The organism is Thermococcus camini (assembly GCF_904067545.1).
Lineage (GTDB): Archaea > Methanobacteriota_B > Thermococci > Thermococcales > Thermococcaceae > Thermococcus > Thermococcus camini.
The window spans coordinates 59,201-84,385 of sequence record NZ_LR881183.1; the positions used below are offsets into that span (position 1 = coordinate 59,201).

The 25,185-nt window shown below is 56.5% G+C and carries 28 protein-coding genes; 18 read left to right on the forward strand and 10 right to left on the reverse strand.

Features of this window, described 5'->3' with window-relative positions:
• Positions 1-29: 29 nt before the first annotated feature.
• Complete coding sequence (locus tag TIRI35C_RS00290; protein ID WP_188201308.1) at positions 30-662, reverse strand: HdeD family acid-resistance protein; 633 nt, start codon at positions 660-662, stop codon at positions 30-32.
• A 124-nt stretch (positions 663-786) separates the two neighbouring features.
• Here TIRI35C_RS00290 and TIRI35C_RS00295 point away from each other — a divergent pair, with 124 nt between their 5' ends.
• From TIRI35C_RS00295 to TIRI35C_RS00315, 5 genes are all read left to right on the forward strand, one after another.
• A complete protein-coding gene (locus tag TIRI35C_RS00295) occupies positions 787-1,302 on the forward strand; it encodes a YkgJ family cysteine cluster protein (RefSeq protein ID WP_188201309.1) in 516 nt (171 codons plus the stop codon).
• 75 nt (positions 1,303-1,377) lie between these two features.
• Positions 1,378-1,938, forward strand: a complete 561-nt coding sequence (locus tag TIRI35C_RS00300; protein ID WP_188201310.1) for a hypothetical protein — start codon at positions 1,378-1,380, stop codon at positions 1,936-1,938.
• Between the two features lie 30 nt (positions 1,939-1,968).
• Positions 1,969-2,475, forward strand: a complete 507-nt coding sequence (locus TIRI35C_RS00305; RefSeq protein ID WP_188201311.1) for a PUA domain-containing protein — start codon at positions 1,969-1,971, stop codon at positions 2,473-2,475.
• A gap of 83 nt (positions 2,476-2,558) precedes the next feature.
• Complete coding sequence (locus tag TIRI35C_RS00310) at positions 2,559-3,305, forward strand: KaiC domain-containing protein (RefSeq protein ID WP_188201312.1); 747 nt, start codon at positions 2,559-2,561, stop codon at positions 3,303-3,305.
• Positions 3,306-3,326: 21 nt separating this feature from the next.
• Entirely contained in the window at positions 3,327-3,830 is a 504-nt protein-coding gene (locus TIRI35C_RS00315) for a hypothetical protein (RefSeq protein ID WP_188202883.1), read from the forward strand.
• 6 nt (positions 3,831-3,836) lie between these two features.
• Here the strand turns inward: TIRI35C_RS00315 and speD are convergent, their stop codons facing one another.
• Together speD and TIRI35C_RS00325 are read right to left on the reverse strand one after the other, a co-directional pair.
• Positions 3,837-4,262 (reverse strand): adenosylmethionine decarboxylase, encoded by a 426-nt coding sequence (gene speD, locus TIRI35C_RS00320; protein WP_188201313.1) that lies wholly within the window; start codon positions 4,260-4,262, stop codon positions 3,837-3,839.
• Between the two features lie 44 nt (positions 4,263-4,306).
• Complete coding sequence (locus TIRI35C_RS00325) at positions 4,307-4,513, reverse strand: hypothetical protein (protein ID WP_188201314.1); 207 nt, start codon at positions 4,511-4,513, stop codon at positions 4,307-4,309.
• Positions 4,514-4,595: 82 nt separating this feature from the next.
• Here TIRI35C_RS00325 and TIRI35C_RS00330 point away from each other — a divergent pair, with 82 nt between their 5' ends.
• From TIRI35C_RS00330 to TIRI35C_RS00390, 13 genes are all read left to right on the forward strand, one after another.
• Positions 4,596-5,510, forward strand: a complete 915-nt coding sequence (locus tag TIRI35C_RS00330) for a protein translocase subunit SecF (protein WP_188201315.1) — start codon at positions 4,596-4,598, stop codon at positions 5,508-5,510.
• Entirely contained in the window at positions 5,507-7,030 is a 1,524-nt protein-coding gene (locus TIRI35C_RS00335) for a preprotein translocase subunit SecD (protein ID WP_188201316.1), read from the forward strand. Before TIRI35C_RS00330 ends, TIRI35C_RS00335 begins: the two co-directional genes overlap by 4 nt.
• Positions 7,030-7,722 (forward strand): potassium channel family protein, encoded by a 693-nt coding sequence (locus TIRI35C_RS00340; RefSeq protein ID WP_139679911.1) that lies wholly within the window; start codon positions 7,030-7,032, stop codon positions 7,720-7,722. The genes TIRI35C_RS00335 and TIRI35C_RS00340 overlap by 1 nt, the downstream gene beginning before the upstream one ends.
• 147 nt (positions 7,723-7,869) lie before the next feature.
• Positions 7,870-8,181 carry a V-type ATP synthase subunit H gene (locus tag TIRI35C_RS00345; protein ID WP_188202884.1) on the forward strand — a complete coding sequence of 104 codons (312 nt, stop codon included), beginning with the start codon at positions 7,870-7,872 and terminating at the stop codon, positions 8,179-8,181.
• Positions 8,182-8,183: 2 nt separating this feature from the next.
• Positions 8,184-10,163, forward strand: a complete 1,980-nt coding sequence (locus tag TIRI35C_RS00350) for a V-type ATP synthase subunit I (RefSeq protein ID WP_188201317.1) — start codon at positions 8,184-8,186, stop codon at positions 10,161-10,163.
• Between the two features lie 15 nt (positions 10,164-10,178).
• Entirely contained in the window at positions 10,179-10,667 is a 489-nt protein-coding gene (locus tag TIRI35C_RS00355; protein ID WP_188201318.1) for a V-type ATP synthase subunit K, read from the forward strand.
• A gap of 42 nt (positions 10,668-10,709) precedes the next feature.
• A complete protein-coding gene (locus tag TIRI35C_RS00360; RefSeq protein WP_188201319.1) occupies positions 10,710-11,321 on the forward strand; it encodes a V-type ATP synthase subunit E in 612 nt (203 codons plus the stop codon).
• A 5-nt stretch (positions 11,322-11,326) separates the two neighbouring features.
• Positions 11,327-12,427 carry a V-type ATP synthase subunit C gene (locus tag TIRI35C_RS00365; RefSeq protein WP_188201320.1) on the forward strand — a complete coding sequence of 367 codons (1,101 nt, stop codon included), beginning with the start codon at positions 11,327-11,329 and terminating at the stop codon, positions 12,425-12,427.
• The gene (locus tag TIRI35C_RS00370) at positions 12,424-12,732 is read left to right on the forward strand and encodes a V-type ATP synthase subunit F (protein WP_139679916.1); all 309 of its coding nucleotides are present in this window, start codon (positions 12,424-12,426) and stop codon (positions 12,730-12,732) included. Before TIRI35C_RS00365 ends, TIRI35C_RS00370 begins: the two co-directional genes overlap by 4 nt.
• Positions 12,733-12,738: 6 nt before the next feature.
• A complete protein-coding gene (locus TIRI35C_RS00375; protein WP_188201321.1) occupies positions 12,739-14,496 on the forward strand; it encodes an ATP synthase subunit A in 1,758 nt (585 codons plus the stop codon).
• A gap of 5 nt (positions 14,497-14,501) precedes the next feature.
• Positions 14,502-15,893 (forward strand): ATP synthase subunit B, encoded by a 1,392-nt coding sequence (locus TIRI35C_RS00380; RefSeq protein ID WP_188202885.1) that lies wholly within the window; start codon positions 14,502-14,504, stop codon positions 15,891-15,893.
• Positions 15,894-15,920: 27 nt separating this feature from the next.
• Entirely contained in the window at positions 15,921-16,574 is a 654-nt protein-coding gene (locus TIRI35C_RS00385; protein WP_188201322.1) for a V-type ATP synthase subunit D, read from the forward strand.
• 47 nt (positions 16,575-16,621) lie between these two features.
• Positions 16,622-17,848 carry an alanyl-tRNA editing protein gene (locus tag TIRI35C_RS00390; protein ID WP_188201323.1) on the forward strand — a complete coding sequence of 409 codons (1,227 nt, stop codon included), beginning with the start codon at positions 16,622-16,624 and terminating at the stop codon, positions 17,846-17,848.
• A gap of 9 nt (positions 17,849-17,857) precedes the next feature.
• Here TIRI35C_RS00390 and TIRI35C_RS00395 read toward each other — a convergent pair whose 3' ends face one another.
• The 7 genes from TIRI35C_RS00395 to TIRI35C_RS00425 form a co-directional block, all read right to left on the reverse strand.
• Positions 17,858-19,126, reverse strand: coding sequence for an ABC transporter permease (locus TIRI35C_RS00395; RefSeq protein ID WP_188201324.1), 1,269 nt, complete (start codon positions 19,124-19,126; stop codon positions 17,858-17,860).
• The gene (locus TIRI35C_RS00400) at positions 19,123-20,088 is read right to left on the reverse strand and encodes an ABC transporter permease subunit (protein WP_188201325.1); all 966 of its coding nucleotides are present in this window, start codon (positions 20,086-20,088) and stop codon (positions 19,123-19,125) included. The genes TIRI35C_RS00395 and TIRI35C_RS00400 overlap by 4 nt, the downstream gene beginning before the upstream one ends.
• A 112-nt stretch (positions 20,089-20,200) precedes the next feature.
• Positions 20,201-21,031, reverse strand: coding sequence for a Dph6-related ATP pyrophosphatase (locus TIRI35C_RS00405; RefSeq protein WP_188201326.1), 831 nt, complete (start codon positions 21,029-21,031; stop codon positions 20,201-20,203).
• 31 nt (positions 21,032-21,062) lie between these two features.
• Positions 21,063-21,788, reverse strand: a complete 726-nt coding sequence (locus TIRI35C_RS00410; protein WP_246454624.1) for a hypothetical protein — start codon at positions 21,786-21,788, stop codon at positions 21,063-21,065.
• 17 nt (positions 21,789-21,805) lie between these two features.
• Positions 21,806-23,083 carry an ABC transporter permease gene (locus TIRI35C_RS00415; RefSeq protein WP_188201327.1) on the reverse strand — a complete coding sequence of 426 codons (1,278 nt, stop codon included), beginning with the start codon at positions 23,081-23,083 and terminating at the stop codon, positions 21,806-21,808.
• The gene (locus tag TIRI35C_RS00420; protein WP_188201328.1) at positions 23,076-24,122 is read right to left on the reverse strand and encodes an ABC transporter permease subunit; all 1,047 of its coding nucleotides are present in this window, start codon (positions 24,120-24,122) and stop codon (positions 23,076-23,078) included. Before TIRI35C_RS00420 ends, TIRI35C_RS00415 begins: the two co-directional genes overlap by 8 nt.
• A 113-nt stretch (positions 24,123-24,235) precedes the next feature.
• Positions 24,236-25,138: a radical SAM protein gene (locus TIRI35C_RS00425; RefSeq protein WP_188201329.1), complete on the reverse strand. Its 903-nt coding sequence runs from the start codon at positions 25,136-25,138 to the stop codon at positions 24,236-24,238.
• Positions 25,139-25,185: the final 47 nt, after the last annotated feature.

Sequence of the window (25,185 nt, forward strand, 5' to 3'; positions counted from 1 at the left end):
CTTTATCGTTTCTTTTGCTTTTCCCCGGCTCATGCCTGGGCCTCTGGCTTGTTCTTCATCGACCTTGCCCCGAGGGACAGCGCTATGAAGCTCACACCTGCAACTATAAGCTCAATCGCCACAAAGAGACCTATGACCCACGGGCTCCACTCGGGCCAGTTGGCGAGTATCATGACTCCTATGAAGAAGTCGATGACGCCCGAGAGGATCACTATGCCCCCGCCTTCGGTCTTGAATCCCATGAGGGCCTTGACGATACCGAAGATGAAGTACGCGCCGCCCAGTATGAACGTCAGGATCTGGGCCGATAGGAGGGGCTCCTCCAGCATTGCGGCCCCCGCTATTATGTAGAGCACTGCCAGCAGAAGCTGAAATATCCTCGTTCCCCCGCTCTCACCGCTGGTGAACAGGGCAACGGCTATCAGGATGACGCCTCCAATTATGAGGAACACTCCAAAGACTGCGATGCTTGCCAGGGTGATGAACGGCAGTATGCCCAAACCGACGATACCGAGAACGAGCAGGACGATTCCCAGAACCAGGTACCACTGCCAGTGAGCCATCAGGCTGGCCACCTGCTTCCGGGTCATCTCATCCCTGTACTCCTCCGGGGTCATCGGCTTCTTCTCCTCATCCCCTGCGGGTTCTTTAATCTCGTCCATGGGTATTACCTCCAAAACTCTTTTTTGCAAATGTAGTGTACACTTCAAACTTATAAAAACATTTCGTCGAATAGTTTTCGGAAACATCCGGTGCATTTTTAACCGGTTTTTTGAATGTATCTCTATGAGATTCAAACCCAAACCCTTCAGGGAACCGGTGTCCTTCAAGTGTGAGTTCTGCCTTGACTGCTGCAGGGGGAGGCACGTGTATCTGACGTTGAATGACATAGAAAGGATAGCGAATGCCGGTCATGATCCGCAGGAGTTCGTGACGTTCTCCGTGGAAGGAAACAAAATCCGCTTCGTTTTGGCTGTAAGGGAGTGGGATCTCGGCTGCGTCTTCCACGACCCGGAGACAGGAAAGTGCTGTGTTCACGATGCGAACCCGATAATCTGCAGGATATACCCTTTCATGGTCTCCAGGAAGCCCCTCGGCGTTGAGGGAGAAAAGCCGTTCCACCACAAGGGCCAAACGCTGTGGCTCTACTACGATGAAAGCTGTCCCGGGATAAACGCGGAGGAGCCGGAAACGACGATAACTCCAGAGGAAATAGCGAAGCTCGGCCTGAAGTTTGAGAGGGAGTTCGAGAGAACGGACATGGCAGGATTTGCTGAGCTGCTCGATGAACTCGAAAGATGACTCCCTTCCGTCCCGGTGGATGAGTCTTTCAGGGACAAGGAAAAGTAAATATACCTACCGGGACGAACGTTGATTATGGCCGACTGGAAACCCTACCTGCTGCCTGTCCTCTTTCTCATTCAGGCGGGGATTAACATGGTGTTCTACGGCTTTCCAGCGGTCATGTTTTCAGTCGTCATTCCCGAGAGCCTGTACGGAAAGCTGGCCTGGACTCTGCCGTTCCTTATACTCTGCTACTTTGCCCTTGGAATACTGGCCCTCCACTACCTTTCCGCCTCCAGCGTCCGCAGGGGAAGGCTTCTTGGGCTTTTGTATTTCGGCGCCGGGGCGCTGGGCTCGGTCGCGGTTCTCTCGGACTCCATTCACGAGACGCCCCTTCTTCCGGCCATTTTTGCCCTCTGGCTGGCGCTGTCCCTCTTCGGAATGATCCTTCTTTTCCGTGGAATCGAGGTTTCGTGGAAGCTTTCGCTCGTGGCGATGATCCTCCTCGGCATATCGGCCCTCGTCAGCGCCTCTACCGCAGGGTGGGTCGTTGAGGACTACTACGCTCACGTTCACATAGGGGAAATCCCCGAAAACGCCACCGTTATCGTGGCCTACCCCGAAAACGTAAGTCCTCCGAACGGGACGGGCTAAGCTTTTAAGCTCGGTATCGAGGCTGGAATCATGGAGAGGGAACTCAGATACAGACGCGCCTCCTCGTGGGAATACGATTTGATCCTCCGCGAGGCCGAGAAGTATGGCGAGTTGAAGCACTACTTCTTCGCGATAGTTGAGGGTCGCTTTAGGGACGTTTATGCCGTTAACGAGAGGGTGTGGGCCGAGATTGAGGGTCTAAACATCAAACCCTACGCCTACGGGACCTTTGTCGGCACGATAAAGGTGGACAGAAACCTCGTCGAGAAGTTCTACCCCAACGTGGAGTTCTTCTACTTCGTTAATGTTGAGAAGAACTACGCGGTTCTCACTCCAAAAGCGGGCTTTCTCTTCACGACAGGCAAGGACGTGCCGAGGAGCGGCGTGAGGAGGTACGACTGGCAGGGGACGAAGAAGCTCGTTATCTACGATGAAAACGGAACTCTGCTCGGCATAGGGCGGATAAATCCTGAGAGCAGGAGAAAGTTCATTCTGAACGTGACTGATGTGGGGGAGTTCATAAGGAGGAAGCGCTAGCTTTTCTAACCAAACGTAATCTTTTTAAGGCCTTTTGAGTAGAGCATAATGATAACAAAAAGTAACTAAAGGGGGTGACGCTCATGGTCAAGCGCGTCAAGACTGGAATCCCTGGAATGGACGAGATACTCCACGGCGGGATTCCGGAGCGAAACGTTGTCCTTCTCAGCGGTGGACCGGGAACGGGGAAGACCATCTTCAGCCAGCAGTTCATATGGAACGGCCTCCAGATGAGTGAACCCGGAATCTACGTCGCTCTGGAAGAGCACCCCCTTCAGGTCAGGGGGAACATGGCCGGGTTCGGATGGGACGTCAGGAAGTACGAGGAGGATGGTTTGTTCGCGATGGTCGATGCCTTCACAGCCGGCATAGGCAAGAGCAAGGAGTACGAGAAGTACATAGTTCACGACCTCACCGACATCAGGGAGTTCATAGACGTCCTCAGAACGGCAGTCAAGGACTTAGGTGCCAAGAGAGTCGTCATCGACTCGGTAACAACGCTCTACATCAACAAGCCGGCCATGGCCAGGAGCGTAGTGATGCAGCTGAAGAGGGTTCTCGCCGGCCTCGGCGTCACGAGCATACTGGTGAGCCAGATAAGCGTTGGAGAGAGGGGTTTCGGCGGGCCCGGCGTTGAGCATGGTGTTGATGGCATAATAAGGCTTGATTTAGATGAGATTGACGGCGAGCTCAAGCGCTCATTACTCATCTGGAAGATGCGCGGAACGAGCCACAGCATGAGGAGGCATCCCTTCGAGATAACGGACAGGGGAATCGTCGTTTACCCCGACAAAGTCCTGAAGAGGAAGGCTATAGTTGAGCTTGAGTAAAAATGAAGGGAGGTGATGAAGGTGGAGGTTCCCCTCAACCCGCTCGGAAGGGAGGAGATCCACAGGCTTGAGAGCATACTCCTCTTCGCGACCCTCTTCAGGCCCGAGGTCATAGAGCTCATCAAGGACCCGGCCGAGAGGCTCACCTGGGTGGACAGTCTTGCAGTGGCGGCTGGAGCGATAGCGAGGGAGAAGGCGGGGATGACGGTTGGGGAAATAGCGGAAGAGCTCGGCAGGACGGAGGCAACGATAAGGAAGCACCTCAAGGGTGAAACCAAGGCCGGCCAGCTCGTCAGGGAGACCTACGAGCTCATAAAGAAGGGCCAGCTCGACGAACTGGTCAGAAACATCGAGGTCCTTGCCGAAGGCGGCAGGCCGGCTGGGCTTGAGGAGTGCGAGGAGCTTAGGGAGAAAGTCAAGACTCTCGAGGAAAAGAACCGCGAGCTGGTTGCGAAGCTCGAGAACGTCAAGAAAATCCTGGACGACGCGCTGGATAGGGTAAAAGAGATAGAAAAGCTTCTATGAGGTCTCTTACTCCTTCCCGTTCTTTCTGAGGGCCTCTTCCCATGTCATTATCATGTGGGTGTAGGTGTCGTCGTCCTCTTCGATGCCCCTCTTGATCTCGGAAACGTGGGCGTACTTGGCCTTGAACTGCTCGAGTATGTAATCGACGGCCTTCTCCGGGTCGGCCTTGGTGCCGCAGGTATAGACGTCCAGAGCAGCATAGCCCCTCTCCGGCCAGGTGTGAACCGAGATGTGGCTTTCAGCGACTATGACGACGCCGCTGACACCGGTCGGGGAGAACTTGAAGAAATAGCTTGACTTGACCTCCATGTTGCCTACCTTCGCCGCGTCGAGGAATATTTGCCTTATCCTGTCAGCGTCACCCAGAACCTCAGGATCGCAACCGGCAGCTTCAACAACGTAGTGGAACCCGATGGTCTCTATCTCGCTCATGGCCTCTCACCTCTTGTTGCTCCTATTACGTACCCTTTTTAAAGTTAAGCCCTTGAGCGGGGAACTATGGGCGGGCCGTTCTGCCGTTGAACTGCTCTGAATTGGTCTGGAATGCATTGAACTGTTAAGTTCTGGCTGTTATTGAAATTTTCCGAAAGCTCCTGGGGGATTAAGCTTAGTTCCGATTTGAAGGCCATTTCATGAATTAAGCCTCCTCTCCGCCCCCTTTTGATCTGCTCATCGCTGGCCATTTCCAGGCATGAACCACTAATTTTAAAACTCATGCTTCCAACTAACGACAAGTTTTGCAAAAACTAACGACGGGGTGAAGGTATGTCGAAGCCTAAAACCAAGGCAAAGCCCACGGCCGGTGATGCCGTGAGGGCAAGGAAACGAAAAACACTTGGCTTTTTAGCTGAGATGGAATACAAAAGAATGATCCTGTACCCGTTGGTGGTATTCCTCGTGGCTCTGATTCTGCTCGCGGTTAACTTCCCCACGCTTGGAATAGACCTCCAGGGTGGTGTGGTCGTCACCGCCTATGGAATCGATGCGAACCCCGATGAGCTCGCCAAGACCCTGAGCGCCCAGCTGGGCGTGGACGTGAGGGTCGAGAGCTTCACCAGCGTCGATACCAGCGGCATCAGGGTTTACGCTCCCGTCGGTACCGACCCCACGGAGATAATAAACGCACTGAAGCATGACTATCCCAACGCGGAGTACACCCACAGTGAGGTTCAGCCAACCTTCGGTAAAATCGCCCAGCAGCAGGGCATCAGGGCCCTCGTCTTCGCGTTCCTCGCAATGGCGGTGGTGGTCTTCCTGTTCTTCAGGAACCTCGTGCCATCGCTCACGATAATCTTCTCGGCCCTCTCGGATATGACGATAGCCGTCGCCCTCATGGGTCTCTTCGGCATCGAGCTGACTACGGCCACGATAGCGGCTCTGCTTATGCTCATAGGTTACACCGTTGACAGCAACATCCTCCTGACCACCAAGCTCCTCAGAAGGAAGGAGGACACGCTGGACGAGGCATACCTGACCGCGGTCTCCACAGGATTTACTATGAGCACCACAACCCTCGGCGCTCTGCTCGTGCTCTGGATCATATCCACCAGCCAGACCATCGACAACATAGCCATCGTCCTCATCTTTGGTCTGCTCGCCGACTTCATGAACACATGGATTCTTAACGCCGGCGTGCTGAAGTGGTACCTCTCAAACCCTGCAAGGGGGGGTAGCGAATGAAGAGAAGAACCAGGAACCTTCTCCTCAACTGGAGGATAATCCTGCTCATCCTGTTCCTCGTGGGCTCCGTAGCTACTCTGGCCTTCAAGCCCCTGACGTATGGAATCGACATATCCGGTGGTGTTGCCCTCGTCGCCCAGACGGAGCACCCCGTTGACAGTGACACGATGCAGCTCGTCGTCAGCTCGCTCCAGAAGAGGCTTAACACCCTTGGACTGAGGGACATCACCGTCGAGGCGCAGGGAGACCAGATAGTGCTTATCAAGGTCGCTAACGTGAGCACCGCGGAGGAGGCCAACCAGATAAAGTCCGTCATCGAGAGTCAGGGTGTTTTCTACATGGAGTTCACCGGAACCGTGTTCGGAACCGGCGAGGATGTTGAGTATGTTGGAATATATCAAATAAAGCCCGACAACAGCTGGGCAGTTCCGTTCAGGATTTCGAAATCTGCCGCCGAGAAATTTGCCGAGCTCGCCTACGGTAAGAAGGGCTGGCCCGTTGACATGTTCCTCGATCCCCCGGTCAACTCCCTGATGGTGGTTCCGGACTCGGTCTACAGGCTCATGAACAGCACGGACTTCAACGCAGAGGCCCCGAACGCCCCGACCCTCATGGAGAGGATCGGCAAGGCCTTCAACGTAACCGTCGTCGCCTACGCCAACCAGAGTGCCGACGAGATAGCTAAACTCGCGGAGGGCAAGGATAAGATAGTTCTCGTTGACGTCCCGCAGGACCTGCAGACCCAGCTCGAGGAAATGAACCTTACGGTTCGCTATGTTCCGAGGGCCCCCGGTGAGACAGATCACGCGCTTATAGTGAGGGTTCTCGGTCTCTACGGCCCCTACTCCCTCGGTGAGGGCCTCACGGTCGGTGAACCCCAGCAGGACGTTCAGATCACCGGAGCCGCCCCGGACAGGCTCACGGCGGAGCAGGAGGCGAGCACGATATACACCGTCCTCAAGAGTGGTTCGCTCCCGGTCAAGCTCAACGTCGTCGGCATGGAGTTCATATCCCCGCGCCTCGGGGAGAACTTCAGGACTCAGGCCCTCTACGCTGGAATAGCAGCCCTGATAGCGGTGCTCCTGATCGTGTACTTCCACTACAGGAACTGGAGGATTGCCATACCGGTCGCGAGCACCAGCCTCTTTGAGGTTATGATAATCCTCGGCTTCGCCGCGCTGATAAACTGGAACCTCGACCTGCCGAGTATAGCCGGTATCATCGCGGCGATTGGTACCGGCGTCGATCAGCAGATAGTCATAACCGACGAGCTGCTCAGCGGCGAGAGGAGCACCAGGATAACCAGGCGCGCCAGCGTTCTCAGGAGGATGGGAAGGGCGTTCTTTGTCATCTTCGCCTCCGCGGCGACGACCATAGCTGCCATGAGCTTCCTGCTGGTTTACTTCGTCGGAACTCTCAAGGGATTCGCCTTCACCACGATACTCGGCGTCCTCATCGGAATCATCGTCACCAGGCCGGCCTACGCCGAGATAGCCAAATACCTGCTCGGTGAGGACTGATGTTCGTCGTGATAATGGGTGCAGGAAGGGTCGGCTTCCTCGTCGCCAAGATGCTCGAGGAGGACGGCCACGACGTCACCATAATTGAGATGGACAAGGCGAGGGCCAAGGAGCTCTCCCTCCTCATCAACGGCCTGGTTATCGAGGGCGATGCGACCGACCCGAAAACGCTGGAGGAGGCCAACATCAAGCAGGCGGACGCCTTTGCGGCCTTGACGGGCAAGGACGACGCTAATTTGCTCGCCTGCATACTGGCGAAGCACCTGAACCCCAAGGTGAAAACCTCCCTCAGGCTGGGGAACCCCAAAAACAGGCGCATATTCGAGGAGGTAACGGACCTCAAGCGCTATTTCGACTTCGTCATAAGTCCTGAGGAGATAGCGGCGGAGTACATAAGCAGGAACATAGTCACTCCGGGCTTCGACAGGGTGCTCTTCCCGAAGGAAGGTGCTGAAATAGTCCGCTTCACCATCGACGAAAACAGCGAGATAGCGGGCAAGTACGTCCGCGACCTTAAACTGCCCAGGGACGCCCTCATGATAGCCGTTTACGACGAGAAGGGCAACCTGATAATTCCGTCCGGCGACACGAAGCTCCCTGAGAGGGGTCAGGTCATAGTCTTCGCCAAGAACAGCATACTGGACAGCGTGAAGGGTCTCCTCGAGAGAAGAAAACCCAACAATGAAAGTTAATATGACATTTTTTTCAACTTTCATGTCCATTTCTGTTCTTTCCTCGTCATATCTTTGGCGTGGGTGCCAAAAACTATTTAAACCGGTTAGGGAAGCCAAAAGCGACGTGTGAGGAAACCTGTTTTCAGGGTCATTGGGGGGCTAATCATGGAGGACGTCATCAAGCAGATTGTTGATGCAGAGAAGCAGGCCGAGGCACGCATTGAAAAGGCCAAAGAGGACGCCAGGGAGATAGTGCTTAAGGCCCGCGAGGAGGCCAGGCTTCTCGAGAGGGAGATTATAGGGGGCGCTGAGGCCCGGGCGGAAGCCCTCGTCGAGAAGGCCCGTGCCGAAGGCGAGGAAGAGGCCAAAAAGGTCCTCGAGGAGGGCAACGCTGAGATTGAGGAGCTCAAGGTGAAGGCCACCAACAACTTTGAGAGGGCCATCTCTGCTGGTATAGCACTCGTGAGAGGGAGCTGACGATGTTCAAGCCTGAAGAGATGGTCAAAATAGAGGTCATCACGCTCAACCGCTACAAGGACAGTCTTCTCACCTACCTCCACGAGAACGGCGTGATCGAGATAAGGGAGCTCAGCGTTGACGTGGCCCAGAAGGACTCGCCGAACGAGTACCACAGGAAGGCCGCCTCGTACAGCATAACCATATCCAGGCTCGTCGATTTTCTCAAGGTGCATAAGAAGCAGACCGGGGGCGGCATAAGGGAGTTCATCTTCCCGAGTGAGAGGGCGAAGAAGAAGTACAGGTACGAGGGCATAGAAAAGCTCATCAAGGACGTTGAGGCGTTCCTGGCCACTGTGGAGCCGGAGATAAAGGCAGTTGAGGGCAAGATAACCTCCACCCAGACCGAGATCGAGAGGATAAAGAACGACATCGCGATTCTTGAGCTCCTCTCGGCCATCAACCTCGACGTTTCATACCTCAAATCGACCGACATGCTCGAGATAATCGTCGGAACCGTTGACAGGAACAAGTTCAGGCCCCTCGTTGAGGAGGTCGGGAAGGCCACCGATGGAAGGGCCGTTGTCGTCTCCAGGGAGTTCAAGGACAAGATTCTGGCGGTCTTCGCTTTCCTCAAGCGCGACTACGAGAAGGCCAACCCGATACTCGCCAAGTACTCCCTCGAAAGGCTCGAAGTTCCAGAGGGTGAGGGAACGCCGAGGGAGCTCATATCGGTTTACGAGGAGAAGCTCCGCGCCAAGGAGGAAGAGCTTGAGAGCGCCAAGAAGGACGCCGAGATGCTGGCAGAGAAGTACTACGACGATGTCGTCTTCTACCAGGAGCTGATGGAGAACGAGCGCGACAAGTCAACCGTGCTTCCGATGCTCGCCAGAACCAACATGACCTTTGCTTTAACCGGATGGCTCCCCAGAGCCGATGTTCCCAGGGTTCTCGAGGGGATAAAGAGGGTTACCGAGAACAGGGCATATATCAACGTCCGCGAGCCAAGCAAAGAAGAGCTCGACGAGATTCCGATAAAACTGAAAAATCCATCCTGGGCCAGGCCATTTGAGATGCTCACCGAGATGTACGGCGTTCCAAAGTACGACGAGATAGACCCCACCCCGATAATAACCTTCACCTACTCGTTCTTCTTCGGATTCATGCTCACAGACTTCATGTACGGCCTCATAATAGCCATAATAGCGGCCCTCCTCGTCAAGGGGCACAAGAAGTTCAACGACGGCACCTACAAGTTCTCCTACACCCTGCTCATCAGTTCGTTCTTCACCATGATTATGGGCGCCATCTTCGGCAGCTACTTCGGCAACGCCCTCGACCTCGCTGGATTCACCGTTCCGCGCGTCTGGGACACCTTCCAGGATGCCCTCGTGGTGCTCCAGCTGGCACTTGCGATAGGCATAGCCCACCTGTTCCTCGGCTACACCCTCGGCTTCGTGGTCAAGTTCAAGAACGGCGACAGGAAAGGCGCTATACTCGATCAGATGTCATGGATGCTCATAATTCTGGGAATAGTCACCCTTGTCCTTGGAACCAACAGCCCGAGCGCCGGAACCGCCGGCAAGGCGCTCTTTGGGATAGGTCTGGTGCTCTTCGCCATAGGGGAGATAGTCAACAACGGCGGGCTGGCGGTGCTGCTGATAATCTCGGACTTCTTCGGCTTCGTGGGAAGCTGGCTCAGCTACGCGAGGCTGATGGCGCTGGCCCTAGCGACGGCGGGAATAGCGATGGTCATCAACATCCTCGTGCAGATGGTCTGGGGTGTGAGCATAGGCCCCGTTCCAATAGGCATAGTTATAGGTCTCATACTCTTTGCCGGCGGCCAGCTGTTTTCGGTCGCCATCAACGCCCTCGGAGCGTTCGTCCACTCGCTCCGTCTGCAGTACGTTGAATTTTTCGGAACGTTCTATTCAGGTGAAGGTAAACCCTTCGAGCCCTTCAGGGCAAAAAGAGAAGTTTCCGAGTTGGAGTTTGAAGCTTAAGGAGGTGCATGAAAGATGGACCCGATAGTTTACGTATCCCTTGGAGCCGCCCTCGCGGCCGGTCTCGCCGGAGCCGCTTCGGCCTTCGGTGTTGGTATAGCAGGTGCAGCGGCAGCTGGAGTCGTCGCCGAGGACGAGAGGAACTTCAAGAACGCCCTCATCCTTGAGGGTCTTCCAATGACCCAGAGTATATACGGCCTCATTACCCTGTTCCTCATCCTGATGGTCTCGGGAATCCTCGGTGGCGGCTTCAAGTTCACCGACCCGAGCAACATGGACAACATCGTTAAGAGCGCCATACTCCTCGGTGCCGGCCTCGTGGTTGGTCTCACCGGCCTCTCCGCCATCCCGCAGGGTATCATCGCCAGTGCCGGTATCGGTGCCGTCGCCAAGAACCCGAAGACCTTCACCCAGGGAATCATCTTCGCCGCTATGGCCGAGACCATGGCCATCTTCGGTCTCGTCGGTGCCCTGATCATGATAGTTACCGGAGTCGGCTTCTGACTCCGCCCAAAACTTTCTTTATAGCAGCGAGGAGGAAGGAGGATGGATGGAGCAGAGCTGATCATTCAGGAGATAAACAGGGAAGCGGAGCAGAAGATACAGTACATCCTCAGTGAGGCCCAGAAGGAAGCGGAGCAGATCAAGGAGGAAGCACGGAAGAGGGCCGAGGCCAGGGCCGAGTGGATAATGAGGAAGGCCCAGACCCAGGCAGAGATAGAGAGGCAGAGGATAGTAGCCAACGCCCGCCTCGAGGTCAGGAAGAAGAGGCTCGCCGTTCAGGAGGAGCTCATCCAGGAGGTCATCACCGCGCTTCGTGAGAGGCTTGCGGAGCTTCCCGACGAGGAGTACTTCCCGATGCTCGTTGACCTTGCGGTTCAGGCTGTTGGGGAGCTCGGTTCCGAGAGCGTCGTCGTTCGCTCCAACGAGAGGACTCTGAAGCTCCTCTCAGAGAGGGCCGATGAGTTCAGAAAATCCCTGGGCGAGAGGCTCGGCAGGGAGATCGAGGTGAGCCTCGGGGAGCCAGTCGGCACCATAGGCGGCCTCGTCGTTGAGACCCCCGACGGCGCGGTTAGGGTTGACAACACTTTCGAGGCCAGGATAGAGAGGTTTGAAGGCGAGCTCAGGGCGGAGATAGCCAAGGCTCTCTTCGGGTGAGGGCGATGGAACCAGGAGCGGTGAGCGGAATACTGGACACTACCCTTGCAGTGGTGTTCACGTGGGTGGGGTACAAAACGGCCAGGATAATCTGGAAATACACGCCCTACTCCTATCCGAACGCCAGGATAAGGGCGATGGAGGCGAAGCTCCTCACCGAGCAGAGGTTCAACGAGCTTGCCGAGAGCAGGACGCTCCAGAACTTCGTCGTCGGTCTTGAGGACACCGACTACAGGGATTACTTCTCCGATCTCTCCAGCTACGACGTTGAGTCCATAGAGAGGGCCCTGGAGAGAGCCCTGGCCGGAACCTATGAGCTGATGATTAAAATCCTCCCGAAGAGGTCCGCCCCCTTCTTCAGGCTCATGCTTGAGGAGTGGGACGTCAGGAACGTGGCGAGCGTCGTCAAGGCCAAGCTCGCGGGCGAACCGGCCAGTGATTACGTCGTCGAAATCGGAACCATGCTCCCGAAGATCAAGGCCATTGCAGGGGCCAAGACCATGGAGGAGATACTCGTCGTGCTCGAGGGCACCCCATACGAGGAGCCCTACCAGAAGCTCATCCTCGGGGAGATAACCCCCAGGGAGTTTGAGACCGAGCTCTACAGGATGCACTACGGCAAGCTGCTCAGCTATGCCCTCTCCAGGAAGGAGGATGAACGCGTCATCCTTGAAGAGTTCGTCAGGCTGAAGATAGACAAACTGAACATCCTCACCGTCCTCAGGGCCAAGGCCGCTGGAATGTCTGCAGAGGATATCAGGCCCATGCTCATACCCGGCGGAAGCGTCAGGCTCGACCCACTCCTGCACGTGGACGACCTGGGCATGGCGCTGGCCGAGCTTGACTCCACCAAGTACGGCCCGGTCATCAGGGACGTCAGGGAGGAGGTCGAGAGGGACCTGAGCATCCTCGAGAGGGCCCTTGAGAGGCATATCCTCACTCGCGTGAACGAGCTCAACAGGTTCTACCCGCTCAGCGTGGCCGCGCCGCTCGGCTACGTCCTCCAGAAGGAGCGCGAGGTCAGGAGACTCAGGGCCATAGCCAAGCTCATCAGCGACGGCCTCGAGCCAGAGAGGATAAAGGAGATGGCGGGTGATGCCGCATGAAGATAGCCGTGCTCGGGGACAGGGACACGGCGCTGGGGTTCAAACTCGCCGGCGCCCATGAGGTTTATTCCTTTGAGGACACGCCTCTCGAGCTGGAGAGGCTCAGGAACAAGCTCAGGGAGCTTATCGAGAGGGGCGACGTGGGAATAATACTCATAACGGAGAGGTTCGCCCAGAGGGTTGAGATACCCGAGGTTACGCTTCCGATCATCCTTCAGGTGCCGGACAAGTCCGGCTCTAGGTTCGGCGAAGAGGCGATTAAGGAGATAGTTAGGAGGGCAATTGGTGTTGAGCTGAAGAGGTGAAAGGAAATGGGAAGGATAATTCGTGTTACGGGTCCCCTGGTCGTCGCCGACGATATGAAGGGTTCCAAGATGTACGAGGTCGTTCGCGTCGGCGAAATGGGTCTCATAGGAGAAATCATCCGCCTTGAGGGTGACAGGGCTGTTATCCAGGTCTACGAGGAGACCGCAGGTATAAGACCGGGTGAGCCGGTCGAGGGAACCGGTGCCTCCCTGAGCGTTGAGCTCGGTCCCGGACTGCTCACCGCCATGTACGATGGAATTCAGAGACCGCTTGATGCCCTCAGGGACCTCAGCGGAGACTTCATAGCCAGAGGTCTCACCGCCCCGGCCCTTCCGAGGGACAAGAAGTGGCACTTCACGCCCAGGGTCAAGGTCGGCGACAGGGTTGTTGGCGGCGACGTGCTCGGTGTCGTTCCCGAGACGAGCATCATCGAGCACAAGATCCTCGTTCCCCCGTGGGTTGAGGGAGAGATAGTCGAGATAGCCGAGGAGGGCGACTACACCGTCGAGGAGGTCATAGCCAAGGTCAAGAAGCCGGACGGGAGCATCGAGGAGCTCAAGATGTACCACAAGTGGCCCGTCCGTGTTAAGAGGCCCTACAAGAACAAGCTCCCGCCGGAGGTTCCGCTTATCACGGGACAGAGGACCATAGACACCTTCTTCAGCCAGGCCAAGGGTGGAACCGCCGCCATTCCTGGCCCGTTCGGAAGTGGAAAGACCGTTACCCAGCACCAGCTCGCCAAGTGGAGTGACGCTCAGATCGTTGTTTACATAGGCTGCGGTGAGCGCGGAAACGAGATGACGGATGTGCTTGAGGAGTTCCCGAAGCTCAAGGACCCGAAGACTGGAAAGCCGCTCATGGAGAGGACCGTTCTCATAGCCAACACCTCGAACATGCCGGTCGCGGCCAGGGAGGCTTCAATCTACACCGGAATCACCATCGCCGAGTACTTCAGGGACATGGGCTACGACGTCGCTCTCATGGCCGACTCCACGAGCAGATGGGCGGAGGCTCTGCGTGAGATTTCGGGCCGTCTCGAGGAGATGCCCGGTGAGGAGGGTTATCCAGCTTACCTCGCGAGCAAGATAGCAGAGTTCTACGAGCGTGCCGGTCGTGTCGTGACCCTTGGAAGCGAGGAGAGGGTAGGAAGCGTTTCGGTCATAGGTGCCGTTTCGCCGCCCGGTGGAGACTTCAGCGAGCCGGTCGTCCAGAACACTTTGAGAGTCGTCAAGGTCTTCTGGGCGCTCGATGCAGACCTTGCTCGCAGGAGGCACTTCCCGGCCATCAACTGGCTCAGGAGCTACTCGCTCTACGTGGACTCCATCAAGGACTGGTGGCACCAGAACGTTGATCCGGAATGGAAGGCCATGCGCGACAGGGCCATGGAGCTCCTTCAGAAGGAGGCCGAGCTCCAGGAGATCGTCAGGATCGTTGGTCCGGACGCCCTCCCGGACAGGGAGAAGGCGGTGCTCATCGTCACCAGGATGATACGTGAGGACTACCTCCAGCAGGACGCCTTCGACGAGGTTGACACCTACTGCCCGCCGAAGAAGCAGGTCACCATGATGAGGGTTATCCTCAACTTCTATGACAAGACCATGGAGGCCGTGGACAGGGGCGTTCCGGTTGACGAGATAGCCAAGCTCCCGGTCAGGGAGAAGATAGGACGTATGAAGTACGAGCCCGACCTTGAGAAGGTCAGGGCTCTCATGGATGAGACAAACGCTCAGTTTGAGGAGCTCTTCAAGAGGTACGGGGCGTGATGTCGATGCCGGGAATGGAGTACTCAACCGTTAGCAAGATTTACGGGCCGCTCATGATAGTCCAGGGTGTCAAGGGCGTCGCCTACGGTGAGGTCGTTGAGATAGAAACCGAGAGGGGTGAGAAGAGGAAGGGTCAGGTCCTCGAGGCAAGGGAGAACCTTGCCATCGTCCAGGTCTTCGAGGGAACGAGAGACCTCGACGTCAAAACGACCCGCGTCCGCTTCACCGGAGAGACTCTCAAGGTCCCGGTCAGCATGGACATGCTCGGAAGGGTCTTCAACGGTATCGGAAAGCCGATCGACGGCGGACCGGAGATCATCCCTGAGGACAGGCGCGACGTCCACGGTGCTCCCCTCAACCCCGTCGCCCGTGCCTACCCGAGGGACTTCATCCAGACAGGTGTCTCCGCCATAGACGGAATGAACACCCTCATCCGCGGTCAAAAGTTACCAATCTTCAGCGGTTCCGGTCTTCCGCACAACATGCTCGCGGCCCAGATAGCCAGGCAGGCGAAGGTCCTTGGTGAGGAGGAGCAGTTCGCCGTCGTCTTCGCGGCCATGGGTATCACCTACGAAGAAGCCAACTTCTTCAAGAAGAGCTTCGAGGAGACCGGTGCTATCGAGAGGGCGGTCCTGTTCCTTAACCTCGCCGACGACCCGGCCATCGAGCGCATCATCACCCCGCGTATGGCCCTGACGGTTGCTGAGTACCTCGCTTTCGACTACGACATGCAGGTGCTCGTTATCCTCACGGACATGACCAACTACGCCGAGGCCCTGCGTGAGATTTCCGCGGCGAGAGAAGAGGTTCCGGGCAGGCGCGGTTATCCGGGTTACATGTACACCGACTTAGCTACCATCTACGAGCGCGCCGGTCGCGTCAGGGGCAGGAAGGGTTCCATCACCCAGGTGCCCATCCTGACGATGCCCGACGACGACATAACCCACCCGATTCCGGATCTGACCGGCTACATCACCGAGGGACAGATAGTCCTCAGCAGGGACCTCCACAGGAAGGGTATCTACCCGCCCATTGATGTCCTTCCGTCACTCAGCCGTCTGATGAAGGACGGTATCGGTAAGGGCATGACCCGTGACGATCACCCGCAGCTCAGCCAGCAGCTCTACGCGGCCTACGCCGAAGGAAGGTCGCTCAGGGACCTCGTCGCCGTCGTTGGTGAAGAAGCTCTGAGCGAGACCGACAGGAAGTACCTCAAGTTCGCCGAGCGCTTCGAGAAGGAGTTCGTCGCCCAGCGCTACGACGAGGACAGGAGCATCGAGGAGACCCTCGACCTCGGCTGGGAGCTCCTTGCCGAGCTTCCGGAGAGCGAGCTCAAGCGTGTCAGGAAGGAGTACATCCTCAAGTACCACCCCAAGTACAGGAAGAGGGAGGGCTGACCTCCCCTCAATCTTTAGGTGGTCGAGATGGCAGAGCTGCTCAACGTCAAGCCCACCCGTATGGAGCTCCTGAACCTCAAGAGGCGCATTAAGCTAGCCAAGAAGGGTCACAAGCTCCTCAAGGACAAGCAGGATGCGCTCATCATGGAGTTCTTCACAATATACGATGAGGCGCTCCAGCTCAGGGAGGAGCTTGGGAGGAAAATGGACGAGGCTTTCAGAGCCCTTCAGGCGGCGGAGATAGACGTGGGAATGCTTCGTCTCAAGGAGATAAGCCTCAGCGTCGAGCCCAACAGGGAGGTCGAGATAAAGCGGAGGAACGTGATGGGTGTTCCGGTTCCGCTCATCGAGTCGGAGTCCTTCAGGAGGAGCGCGGACGAGAGAGGCTACGCCTTCGTTTCCAGCTCGGCCAAGGTCGACCTCGCCGCCGGGAAGTTCGAGGAGGTTCTTGACCTGGCCGTCCGCCTGGCCGAGGTGGAGGAGACCCTTAAGAGGCTCGCGAAGGAGATCGAGGTCACAAAGAGGCGCGTCAATGCCCTTGAGTACATCATAATCCCGCGCATGGAGGCCACGGTGAAGTTCATCAAGCAGCGCCTCGACGAGATGGAGCGCGAGAACTTCTTCAGGCTCAAGAGGGTCAAGGCCCTCATCGAGGCCAGAACCCAGGCCGAGGGCTCCTGAGGCAACAACCTTTTATTTCCAGTTCCCCTTTTCTCTCCGGTGATGACATGACTGAGAAGCTGTTCTATGCCGACGCTTACCTCAGGGAGGCCGAGGCGGTAATCAGGAACGTTGAAGTTGAGAGGGGAAGGGTCCGGATTCTCCTTGACAGGACGATATTCTACCCCGAGGGCGGCGGCCAGCCCTCGGACAGGGGAACGATAGTGGGCGAGGGCTTCAGGATTCTCGTGGAGGGCGTCAGTGGCAAGGAGGAGGTATGGCATGAGGGGAAGCTTGAAGGCCGCCTTCCCGAACCCGGGGAATCCGTGAGGCTGCTCCTCGATTGGGATTGGCGTTACGAGAACATGCGCCAGCACACGGGACAGCACATACTCTCCGCGGTTCTCAAGGAACTCTACGACGCCAACACGACCGGCTTCCAGATATTCGGGACCCACAACAAGATAGAGATTGACTATCCCGGCGAGCTCACTTGGGAGATGATTCTCGAAGCCGAGAGGAGGGCGAACGAGGTAGCATGGCGCAACTTCCCGGTTCAGGTCGAGGTTTACCGGAAGCTCCCCGAAGAGCTCCGGAAGCAACTTCGGAAGGAGCTGTCTGATAAGGTGAAGCCGCCCATAAGGATAGTCTCGATCCCTGGTGTCGATGTAATACCCTGCGGCGGAACCCACGTGCGGAACACCGGCGAGGTGGGCATCATAAAGGTCGTCAGGTTCTACCGCAAGAGCAGGAAGCTCTGGAGGATAGAGTTCGTCTGCGGCGGCAGGGCGCTGGGGTACCTCGATGAACTCCTGAGCGACTACTGGAGATCCCTGGACGAGATGCCCAACAAGAACCGCCCCCTGGCCGAGCGGGTGAGGGAGCTTAAGGCAGAGGTAAAGCGCCTGGAGGAGGAAAAGGACGACCTCAGAAGGGAGCTCTGGAGGTGGAAGGCTAAGGCACTTCTGGAAGAGGCCAGGGAGATCAACGGAATCAAAGTCGTCTCGTACATTGAAGAGGCACCGATGAAGGACGCCCAGGCCTTTGTAGTTTACTTAGTGGACAAGAACCCGAACACGGTGGCCCTGGTGGCCGGGGAGAACTACGTGATATTTGCCAAGAACGAGAGCGTTGAGGGAATCTCGATGAAGGAGCTGCTCAGGGAGGTTCTGTCAGAGGCCGGTGGCGGCGGAGGTGGCAGTGAAGTGCTCGCAAGGGGAGGCGGCTTTGCAGCATCGCCGGAGGAGGTTCTGGAGCTGGCCCTTGAAAAATTGAGGGGGAAGCTTTCGACCTAACGTTTCCTTTTATCCCCTCGACAGGAACCTCTCCTCCAGCTCGCGGTTTATCAGGACGAAGGCGAGGGCGAAGACCACAAGGGCGAGACCGATGGGCACTATCATCCACCATGCCATGCTGTATATCGCGTTCTGGCCCAGCACCATTCCCAGCATCGTTCCCCAGTTGAACCCAGGCGCGACCCTGAAGAAGCCCAGTATCGATATCAGCGCGATGACCTTCGGTGCAAAGAGCGACAGCTGGTAGATTGAGTACGGCCCGACTATCTTCAGTATGTGCCTCAGGAGTATCCACTTCCTGTCGGCGCCCAAACTTTCGGCCGCGGCCACGTACTCCTTGTTGAGCTCGGTCCTGACTATCGCCCCCACGTTCCTAGCTATCTTCCCGAAGAGCAGAAACGCCAGCGCCGGCACGAAGGCCCACATGGGTATCGTTATCCTGGCGTTGTAGGACACGCTCCCGGTCAGGGGTATGAGGGCTATCATGAAGGGTATGACGGGGATTATTGTGGAGAGCTTCGATATGGAATCCACGGCCGTTCCGGCTTTTCCCCTCAGTGAGGCGGCGAGGCCGGCGAGCGTTCCCAGGACGACCGCCACGACGGCCGTGAGGTATACAAGCACCACCGTCTGCCTCGCACCCCAGAGGAACGCCGCACCGACGTCCCTGCCGTAGGTGTCGGTTCCCAGGATACCGTAGGTGGCGCCTACTATTTTGACCGTTGAGTTGGCCGCTCCTTTCACGGTTATCGTGTAAACCCCGTGCTCCGGAACCACTTCACCGCTCCGGTTCACGAAGAACAATGGTTTGAGTCCCATTCTAAAGGCCGTGTCCTCCATTCTGAACTCCATTCCCCCCTCTTCAGCTATCTCCATCAGCACCTGCCACTGATAGGCGAGGGAGACTTCATCGGAGGCCCCCCTGTAGAACTGGTAGCTCTCCCCTGAGGGCGTCGTCACCGTTACCGTCACGGGCCTTCCCTCGGTTCTGTTGAACTTCACTATTATGTCCTGGGGTGGCTTTGAGTACCTGAAGTCGTACTCAAAGACCTGAAGGCCCGGCTGACTCTTTACAGGGGCCAGTTCCTCCGTTGGAGGCAGGCTCTTTCCGAAGAGGTTCACCCAGGATGGCGGGACGAGCTTAGGGTTGTCCTTCCAGTAGAGGCCGTTGTACCAGTTCTCTATCTTCTCCTCGTTCACGAAGTAAGGCGCTAGGAACGCTGCGATGGTGTATATCACTATGATAGCCACTCCCAGTCTGAGCTTGTTGGTTCTCATTGCATCTCCCCTCCCGAGCGCGGGTCCAGGTAGAGGTACAGGCCCTCCATGACTACGGCGTTGATGAAGTAGAACAGCATCATAACCGCCGTCGCAAAGAACAGGAGTTCCGGTGCGTAGGCAAAACCGAACCCGTCCCCAATGCGGGTCAGCCCGAATGAAATCGCCATCAGATAGCCGAGGCCGTGTATGTTGAATATAACCTCGATGAGCATCATTCCTGTCAGTATCTCCAGGAAGTTGTACGTCGTGAAGGTTAGGAACGCCGGGAGCGCCGTCTTGAGGAGTTTGTGCATTATCCTCCCCTCCGGCAGTCCCCTCGCGACGTCGTAGAGCACGTAGGAATTGTTGCGTTCGTTCACTATCATGTTCCTGACGTTGAACGCGTACTCCCACAGGCTCGAGAACACCAGCGTGAGCACCGGAAGGGCCAGGGCCCTGAGGTAGGTGCTCGTGGATAGGGTTCCATGCACCTCCGCCCAGTTGATGGTGCCCTCGAAGTTGATGGGGAACAGGGAGAGCTTCCAGTAGAAGAGGAACAGGAACACCACGCCTATGAACCAGGAGGGCATGGCCGAGAAGGTTGGGGCCAGGATTGAGACGGCTTTATCCGCCCACCCCCGGTAGTAGCCTGCCCTCAGCCCCAGGAAAAGCCCTATCGCAAGGAGAAAGACCTCGGTCAGCACGAGGAGGGCGAAGCTCTTGACGACGAAGGTATCCAAGCTCTCCCCCCTCACCTCCGGCGGGTCCCTCAGGAACTTCCATGTGGCGGAGAAGTAGCTGCTTATAGTGTCGGGCAGGCTACTCTCGTTTTTCGGGTAGAACTTGTAGACCTTTCCGAGGTCGTTCCTTTCAATCCGCAGTTCTCCACCCGCTATAATGGTTCCGACCACGAGAAGGGCGAGGAACAGGATTAAAAGATTCCTCGTGATTATCCTGGCAACGGCTCCGGCTTTAGCCATGTTCCCACCTGGATTGACGTCGGTGTACTATTTAAAACATTTATGGACTTGAGTAATTTTCGTCCGGTAGAAGAAGGAAATATAAATCAACGGTTCCCGGGAAATTAAACCATCACTCCGGGAAGAGCGTATCAAGTCCCAGTTTCCGGTATACGAGCCTTTTCTGTTCCTCGAGTACCGTTGGCTTTGAGACCTCCCTCTCAGCCTTCTCCCGGTCCATAAGGCCGTAGCGAACCAGGGCGGCTATTCTGCGGTGCTCGAAGCTGTGGCCGTGAACCTCCCAGTAGCGCTCCAGGGCCGGACCAAGGACGAGGCAGTTGGTGGTGTAGCCAGGCAACTCAGGAAACTCGAAGGGGAGCTTTCTCAGAATTTCGAGCCTCTCCCTCTCGGTCATCATGGACAGGAGCCTTATCTGGGTCACCCCGCCGCTCATGAGCCTGTACGGATGGTGGCCGAAGGGAAGCTCGTGGCCGGTGATGATGTACTTATAGCCGTTTTTGAGGGCGTACTTCCTCAGCTTCTCCATCGTTCTCCTGGAGCAGCGTCTGCAGGGGGATTCGGCCTTCAAAAGGGCCTCGCGGAAGATGTCGGAGTAGTCGTAGCGGAGAATCTTAAAGGGAACCCCGAGGGCCTCGGCGATCCTCGCGGCGTTTTCTATGGCCTCCTCGGCCATGAGACCGTGGTCTATCATGACCGCCTCCAGGCTGGGAATCTTATAAACCTCCTTCGCCAGGTAGAGAGCAACAACGCTGTCCTTTCCCCCGGAGTACGCTACTATGGCCCGGTCCACGTTCCTCATAAGCTCCTCGAGTTCCCTCCTTATTTTCTCCGCGTCTACCGGGTGCTTCATGTAGACCTGGCACTCCCTGCACACGGGCTTCCCGTCGATGACGTCTATCTTTGCCGTCCTCTCGTCGTGAATGCAGATTGAGCACTTGAGCATGATTGGAAGGAATGGAAAGCTCTTAAAAGCTTTATCTGGGCAGTTTTGGCACCTTGGACTTGAGCTTCCTCGTGGTTTCCTTCGCCTTCTTCACGGTCTCGTCTGTCTTCTTCTTGCCCTTCCGGGTGACGAAAAAGCCCACCGTAGCTATGGCGTTCCTCAGAAGTATTCCACGGTTGTTCCTGGCTATGAACCAGCCAAAGAGCAGGCCAAACGCTAGACCCGCCAGCCAGAGGGAGAGAATGAAGGTGTTAGCGCTCATTCCGTTGGGGCTGAGGGTTACCGAGAACGCCTTGTACGCCAGTGCAAAAGCGACGACGAAGATAGTTTCGAGCAGTATTGACAGCTTGGTCGCCATTCCGATTATTCCCAGAACCGTGCTGTCCTCGGTGTACTCCTCTATGATTCTCTGGTCGTGGAGGCCGTAGACGAGGGTTCTCGTGATGTTTGCCCCGCTCCTGAAGGCGAGGAAGGCAAAGAGTGCCGCGCTCCAGCTGGTTCCCCAGAGCTTCCAGAACGCCCAGGCTCCCACAGCCATCCAGACGAGCGTGTAAATCCTCTCGATGCCCTTCTTCTCGTTCTCTGGAACCTCGAGGCGGAAAACCTTCCTCCAGGCCATTCCGGTCAGGCTTCCAAAGGCCCTCATCAGCATCATGGACAGGTTGATGAAGAGAAACGCCGTCAGGAAGAGAAATGCAAAGAGCTCCCGCAGCACGGGGTATCCCCCCTGTCCCTCTGGTTTTATTTTGCTCAGCACTTATTTAACGCTTCCTCTCAGCGCTTCAGGAACTCTTCCTCTATCTTCCTGCTCAGCGACACGAAGGAGAGCGCCAGAAGGCCTATGGAAACGCCCACCGGAACCACCTGCCACCACGCCAGCCTGTAGGTTGCTCCCTCCCTTATCGTCTGGCTCATTATGGTGCCCCAGTTGAAGCCCGGCACGATGTTGAAGAAGCCCAGGAGGGTTATAAATGCTATCGTCCCGGGGACGGCCAGGGCGAACTGGTAGATGGCGTAGGGCACCAGAACCCTTGAGACGTGCTTCCGGAGAATCCAGAGGGAACTACCGCCCAAGGCTTTGGCCGATTCGACGTACTCCTTTCTGAGCTCCTCCTCGACCATCGAGCGGACGTTCCGCGAGACGTTCCCCATCATGAGAACTCCTACGATAAGGGCTATTGCTAGGGGGCTGGCTTTGATGACGTAGTTCTTGTCTATCGCCGCCACCAGGACCACCGCGGACACCGCCACCGGAAGAACCGGGGTTACCGTCACGAGCCGTGAGGTGAAATCCGCTATCTTACCCACCCAGCTGGAGAGGACGCTCAGCGTTCCTAGAATCAGGGCTAGGCCAACCGTTGCGAGGGAGCCGAGGATAGCTATGGTTATGGTTTCTCTCATTCCCCATATGAACCCCGTCCAGACGTCTCTTCCGACGGTGTCGGTCCCCAGGAGACCGTAGCTCTTTCCGAGCACCCTTATCTTCGGCTCTTTCTCCGGGCCTTCGATCACTATCCTGTACTCTCCCTTCAGGAATTCCGGGTGGTCCAGGCAGTCATCGGTGGGCTTAGAGAATATTATGTTAAAGGCGTCGTGGAACAGCAGGTTCCCGCCGTCGGGCATTACGTTGCACTTCTCCTCTGCTATTCTGACGAACACGCTGGGGTTCTTGGAGAATTGTATCTCACCGAAAACGTAGCCGTCCCAGAGGACGTATTCCCGCCCGTCTGGTCCGATTACGGTTACCCTCATGACGCCAGTGGAGTTGGGGATAAGGACGATGTCTGATGGGGCTGAGGAGTAGTGGAAGTCGTACGTGAAGACGAACTCTCCAGCCTGACGCTCCCCCTGGAGCCACTCCGTCCTCGGCAATCCTGCAAGCTCGCCGTACCATTCCGGGGGAACGCCTGTCGGGTTAAGACGCCAGTAGCTCAGGTTATCCCAGTTCTCAACGTCCTCGCGGTTCAGGGTGAGGGGGCCGATGATGGAGACGATGAGGAAGGAGACGATTATCGCCACTGCTGCCGGGGTCGAGATGTTTCTCTCAAACATTCCGCCTCACCCTGGGGTCGAGCTTCAGGTAGAGGGCCTCCATGACCGTCGAGTTGATGAAGTATAGCAGGACCATGACAAGGGCGACGAAGAATATGTACCTGCCGTTGAAGGTGAACGTCTGTGTTATCTCGCCGCCGGGTGATGGGTAGTAGTTCTTTCCCGCGGAGCGGGCGAAAACGTAGCCTATGCCGTTGACGTTGAAGAGCTTTTCGACGGCCATCGCGTTTATCAGGAGGCTGAGGAAGTTGTAGCTTGTAAAGGTTAGGAAAGATGGAAGGACTGTTCTGAGGAGCTTTTTCATTATCCTTTTGTCGGGAAGGCCTTTGAGCACGTCCGCGAAGAAGTGCTCCTCGTGGGTTTCCCTCCTCACCAGGGTTCTCACGTTGAAAGCGTATATGACGACGTTGGCGAAGGTCAGCGTCAGGACCGGGAGGAGAAGGGCGTTCAAATAGGTAAAAACGCTAACTTCCCCGGTAGCCTTGGCACGGGCGATGTAGCTCGTGTAGTCTATCGTGGAAAGATCCAGCCGCCACCAGAGCGTCCACAGGAGAAATATTGCCCAGAACCAGCCGGGAATTGCGGAGAATATCGGTGCTAGGGTGGAAAGAACTTTGTCCCACTGGCCTCCCTGATAGCCAGCCTTCAAGCCCCAGTAGAGGCCCAGCAGGAACACCAGGGTCATAGTCAGGAGGAGAACGGTGAAGGTCGTCAGGATAGCCTTTTCCGGCGTCGTCATGAAGGCCTCCTCGAAACTCTCCCTGGGGCTGGGGTTGTATAGCCTGGCCTCCATGTCACCCTGCTTCACGATGATGACCGTCCCGTTCTTTCTGCTGAAGATGGCGAACGAAAAGTTGGCGTACTCGTAGGTTTTTTCCAGGCTTTCTCTTATCCCCATCTTCCCTTCCACAGGAACGCCGAGCTCCTTCATCTCGATCGAGTTTATCTTGTGCTCGGCCTGGGCGATTAGAACGCCCGTGATGATGAGAACAATTATTAGCAGTGTTACGTTCTCCAGGACTTTACCAATGAATCTCATTCCTGGAGCACCGTGGTAAAGTACTCTCCCCACTTAAAAAGCTTTCCATCTGTGAATAAACTGAAAAATTTGGGTGTGTTCGGACATTTTGATGTAAAAAATGGTGATTGGGGTTAGGCTCTCTCCCTCTTCATCGCCGGTGCGACGTCCCTGGCAACGCGCCTCGCGCTGAAGAGCGTCAGCGGGTCCATCGTCCTGTAGATTGCGAGCTGGCAGCCGCTTATGCGGACATCTATGTATTTCTTCGCCTCCATCGCCACCTTCAGATACTCCCTTATGCTCTCGGCCCTGTCAAAATCCAGCCCGGCTTTCTTAAGCCTCTCAACGTTCAGCTCGTGAATCGTCAGTGGCTGGAGCATCATCTCGTCAATCCCGAGGGAAGCCGCCAACTCGGCTATCCTCGGTACCTCCTCATCATTGATGCCGGGCATGAATATAGTCCTTACAACCGAGCGGACGCTTTTATCTGAGCCGACTATTCTAAGGGCGTTCACGACGGCATCGAAGGTGTCGGCGTTGGTGATTTTGAGGTGCTTCTCCCTGCTTGCCGCGTCGAGGCTTATCATCACGAGGTCGAAGTCGAGCTTCTCCCAGAGTTCCTCCGTCAAAAGCGAGCCGTTGGTCTGCAGGTCGAGCCTCGCCTCCGGAAACCTCTCGCGGAGCATCCTGTTTACTTCAACTATGCGCGGGCTTATGAGCGGCTCGCCGTACTGTGAAACGGTTATGGCGTATGGCCTCTCCCAGCCGTAGTAGCCGGGCTTTGGGGCCTTTCCGAGCTTTACTGCAACGTTTGAGTAGCAGAATATGCAGTCGTGGTTGCAGGCTGGGGTTAGCTCGTAGCTCGGGTGGTGAACGGGATTTGGGTTGCTCAAATCGAGCCCCTGACAGCCCTGACAGTGGGTGGGGAACTTCAAATCCATCACGAACTTCTTTAACAGCCTCGCCTCCTCGTTCTCAAGAATATGGGGCTCCACACCCATGCTCCTTGCGAACTCCTCCCAGCTCATCCGTTTCATTCTCTCACCGGGGGAGGCAGAGAAAAGGGGTTTAAAAAGGTGATTGG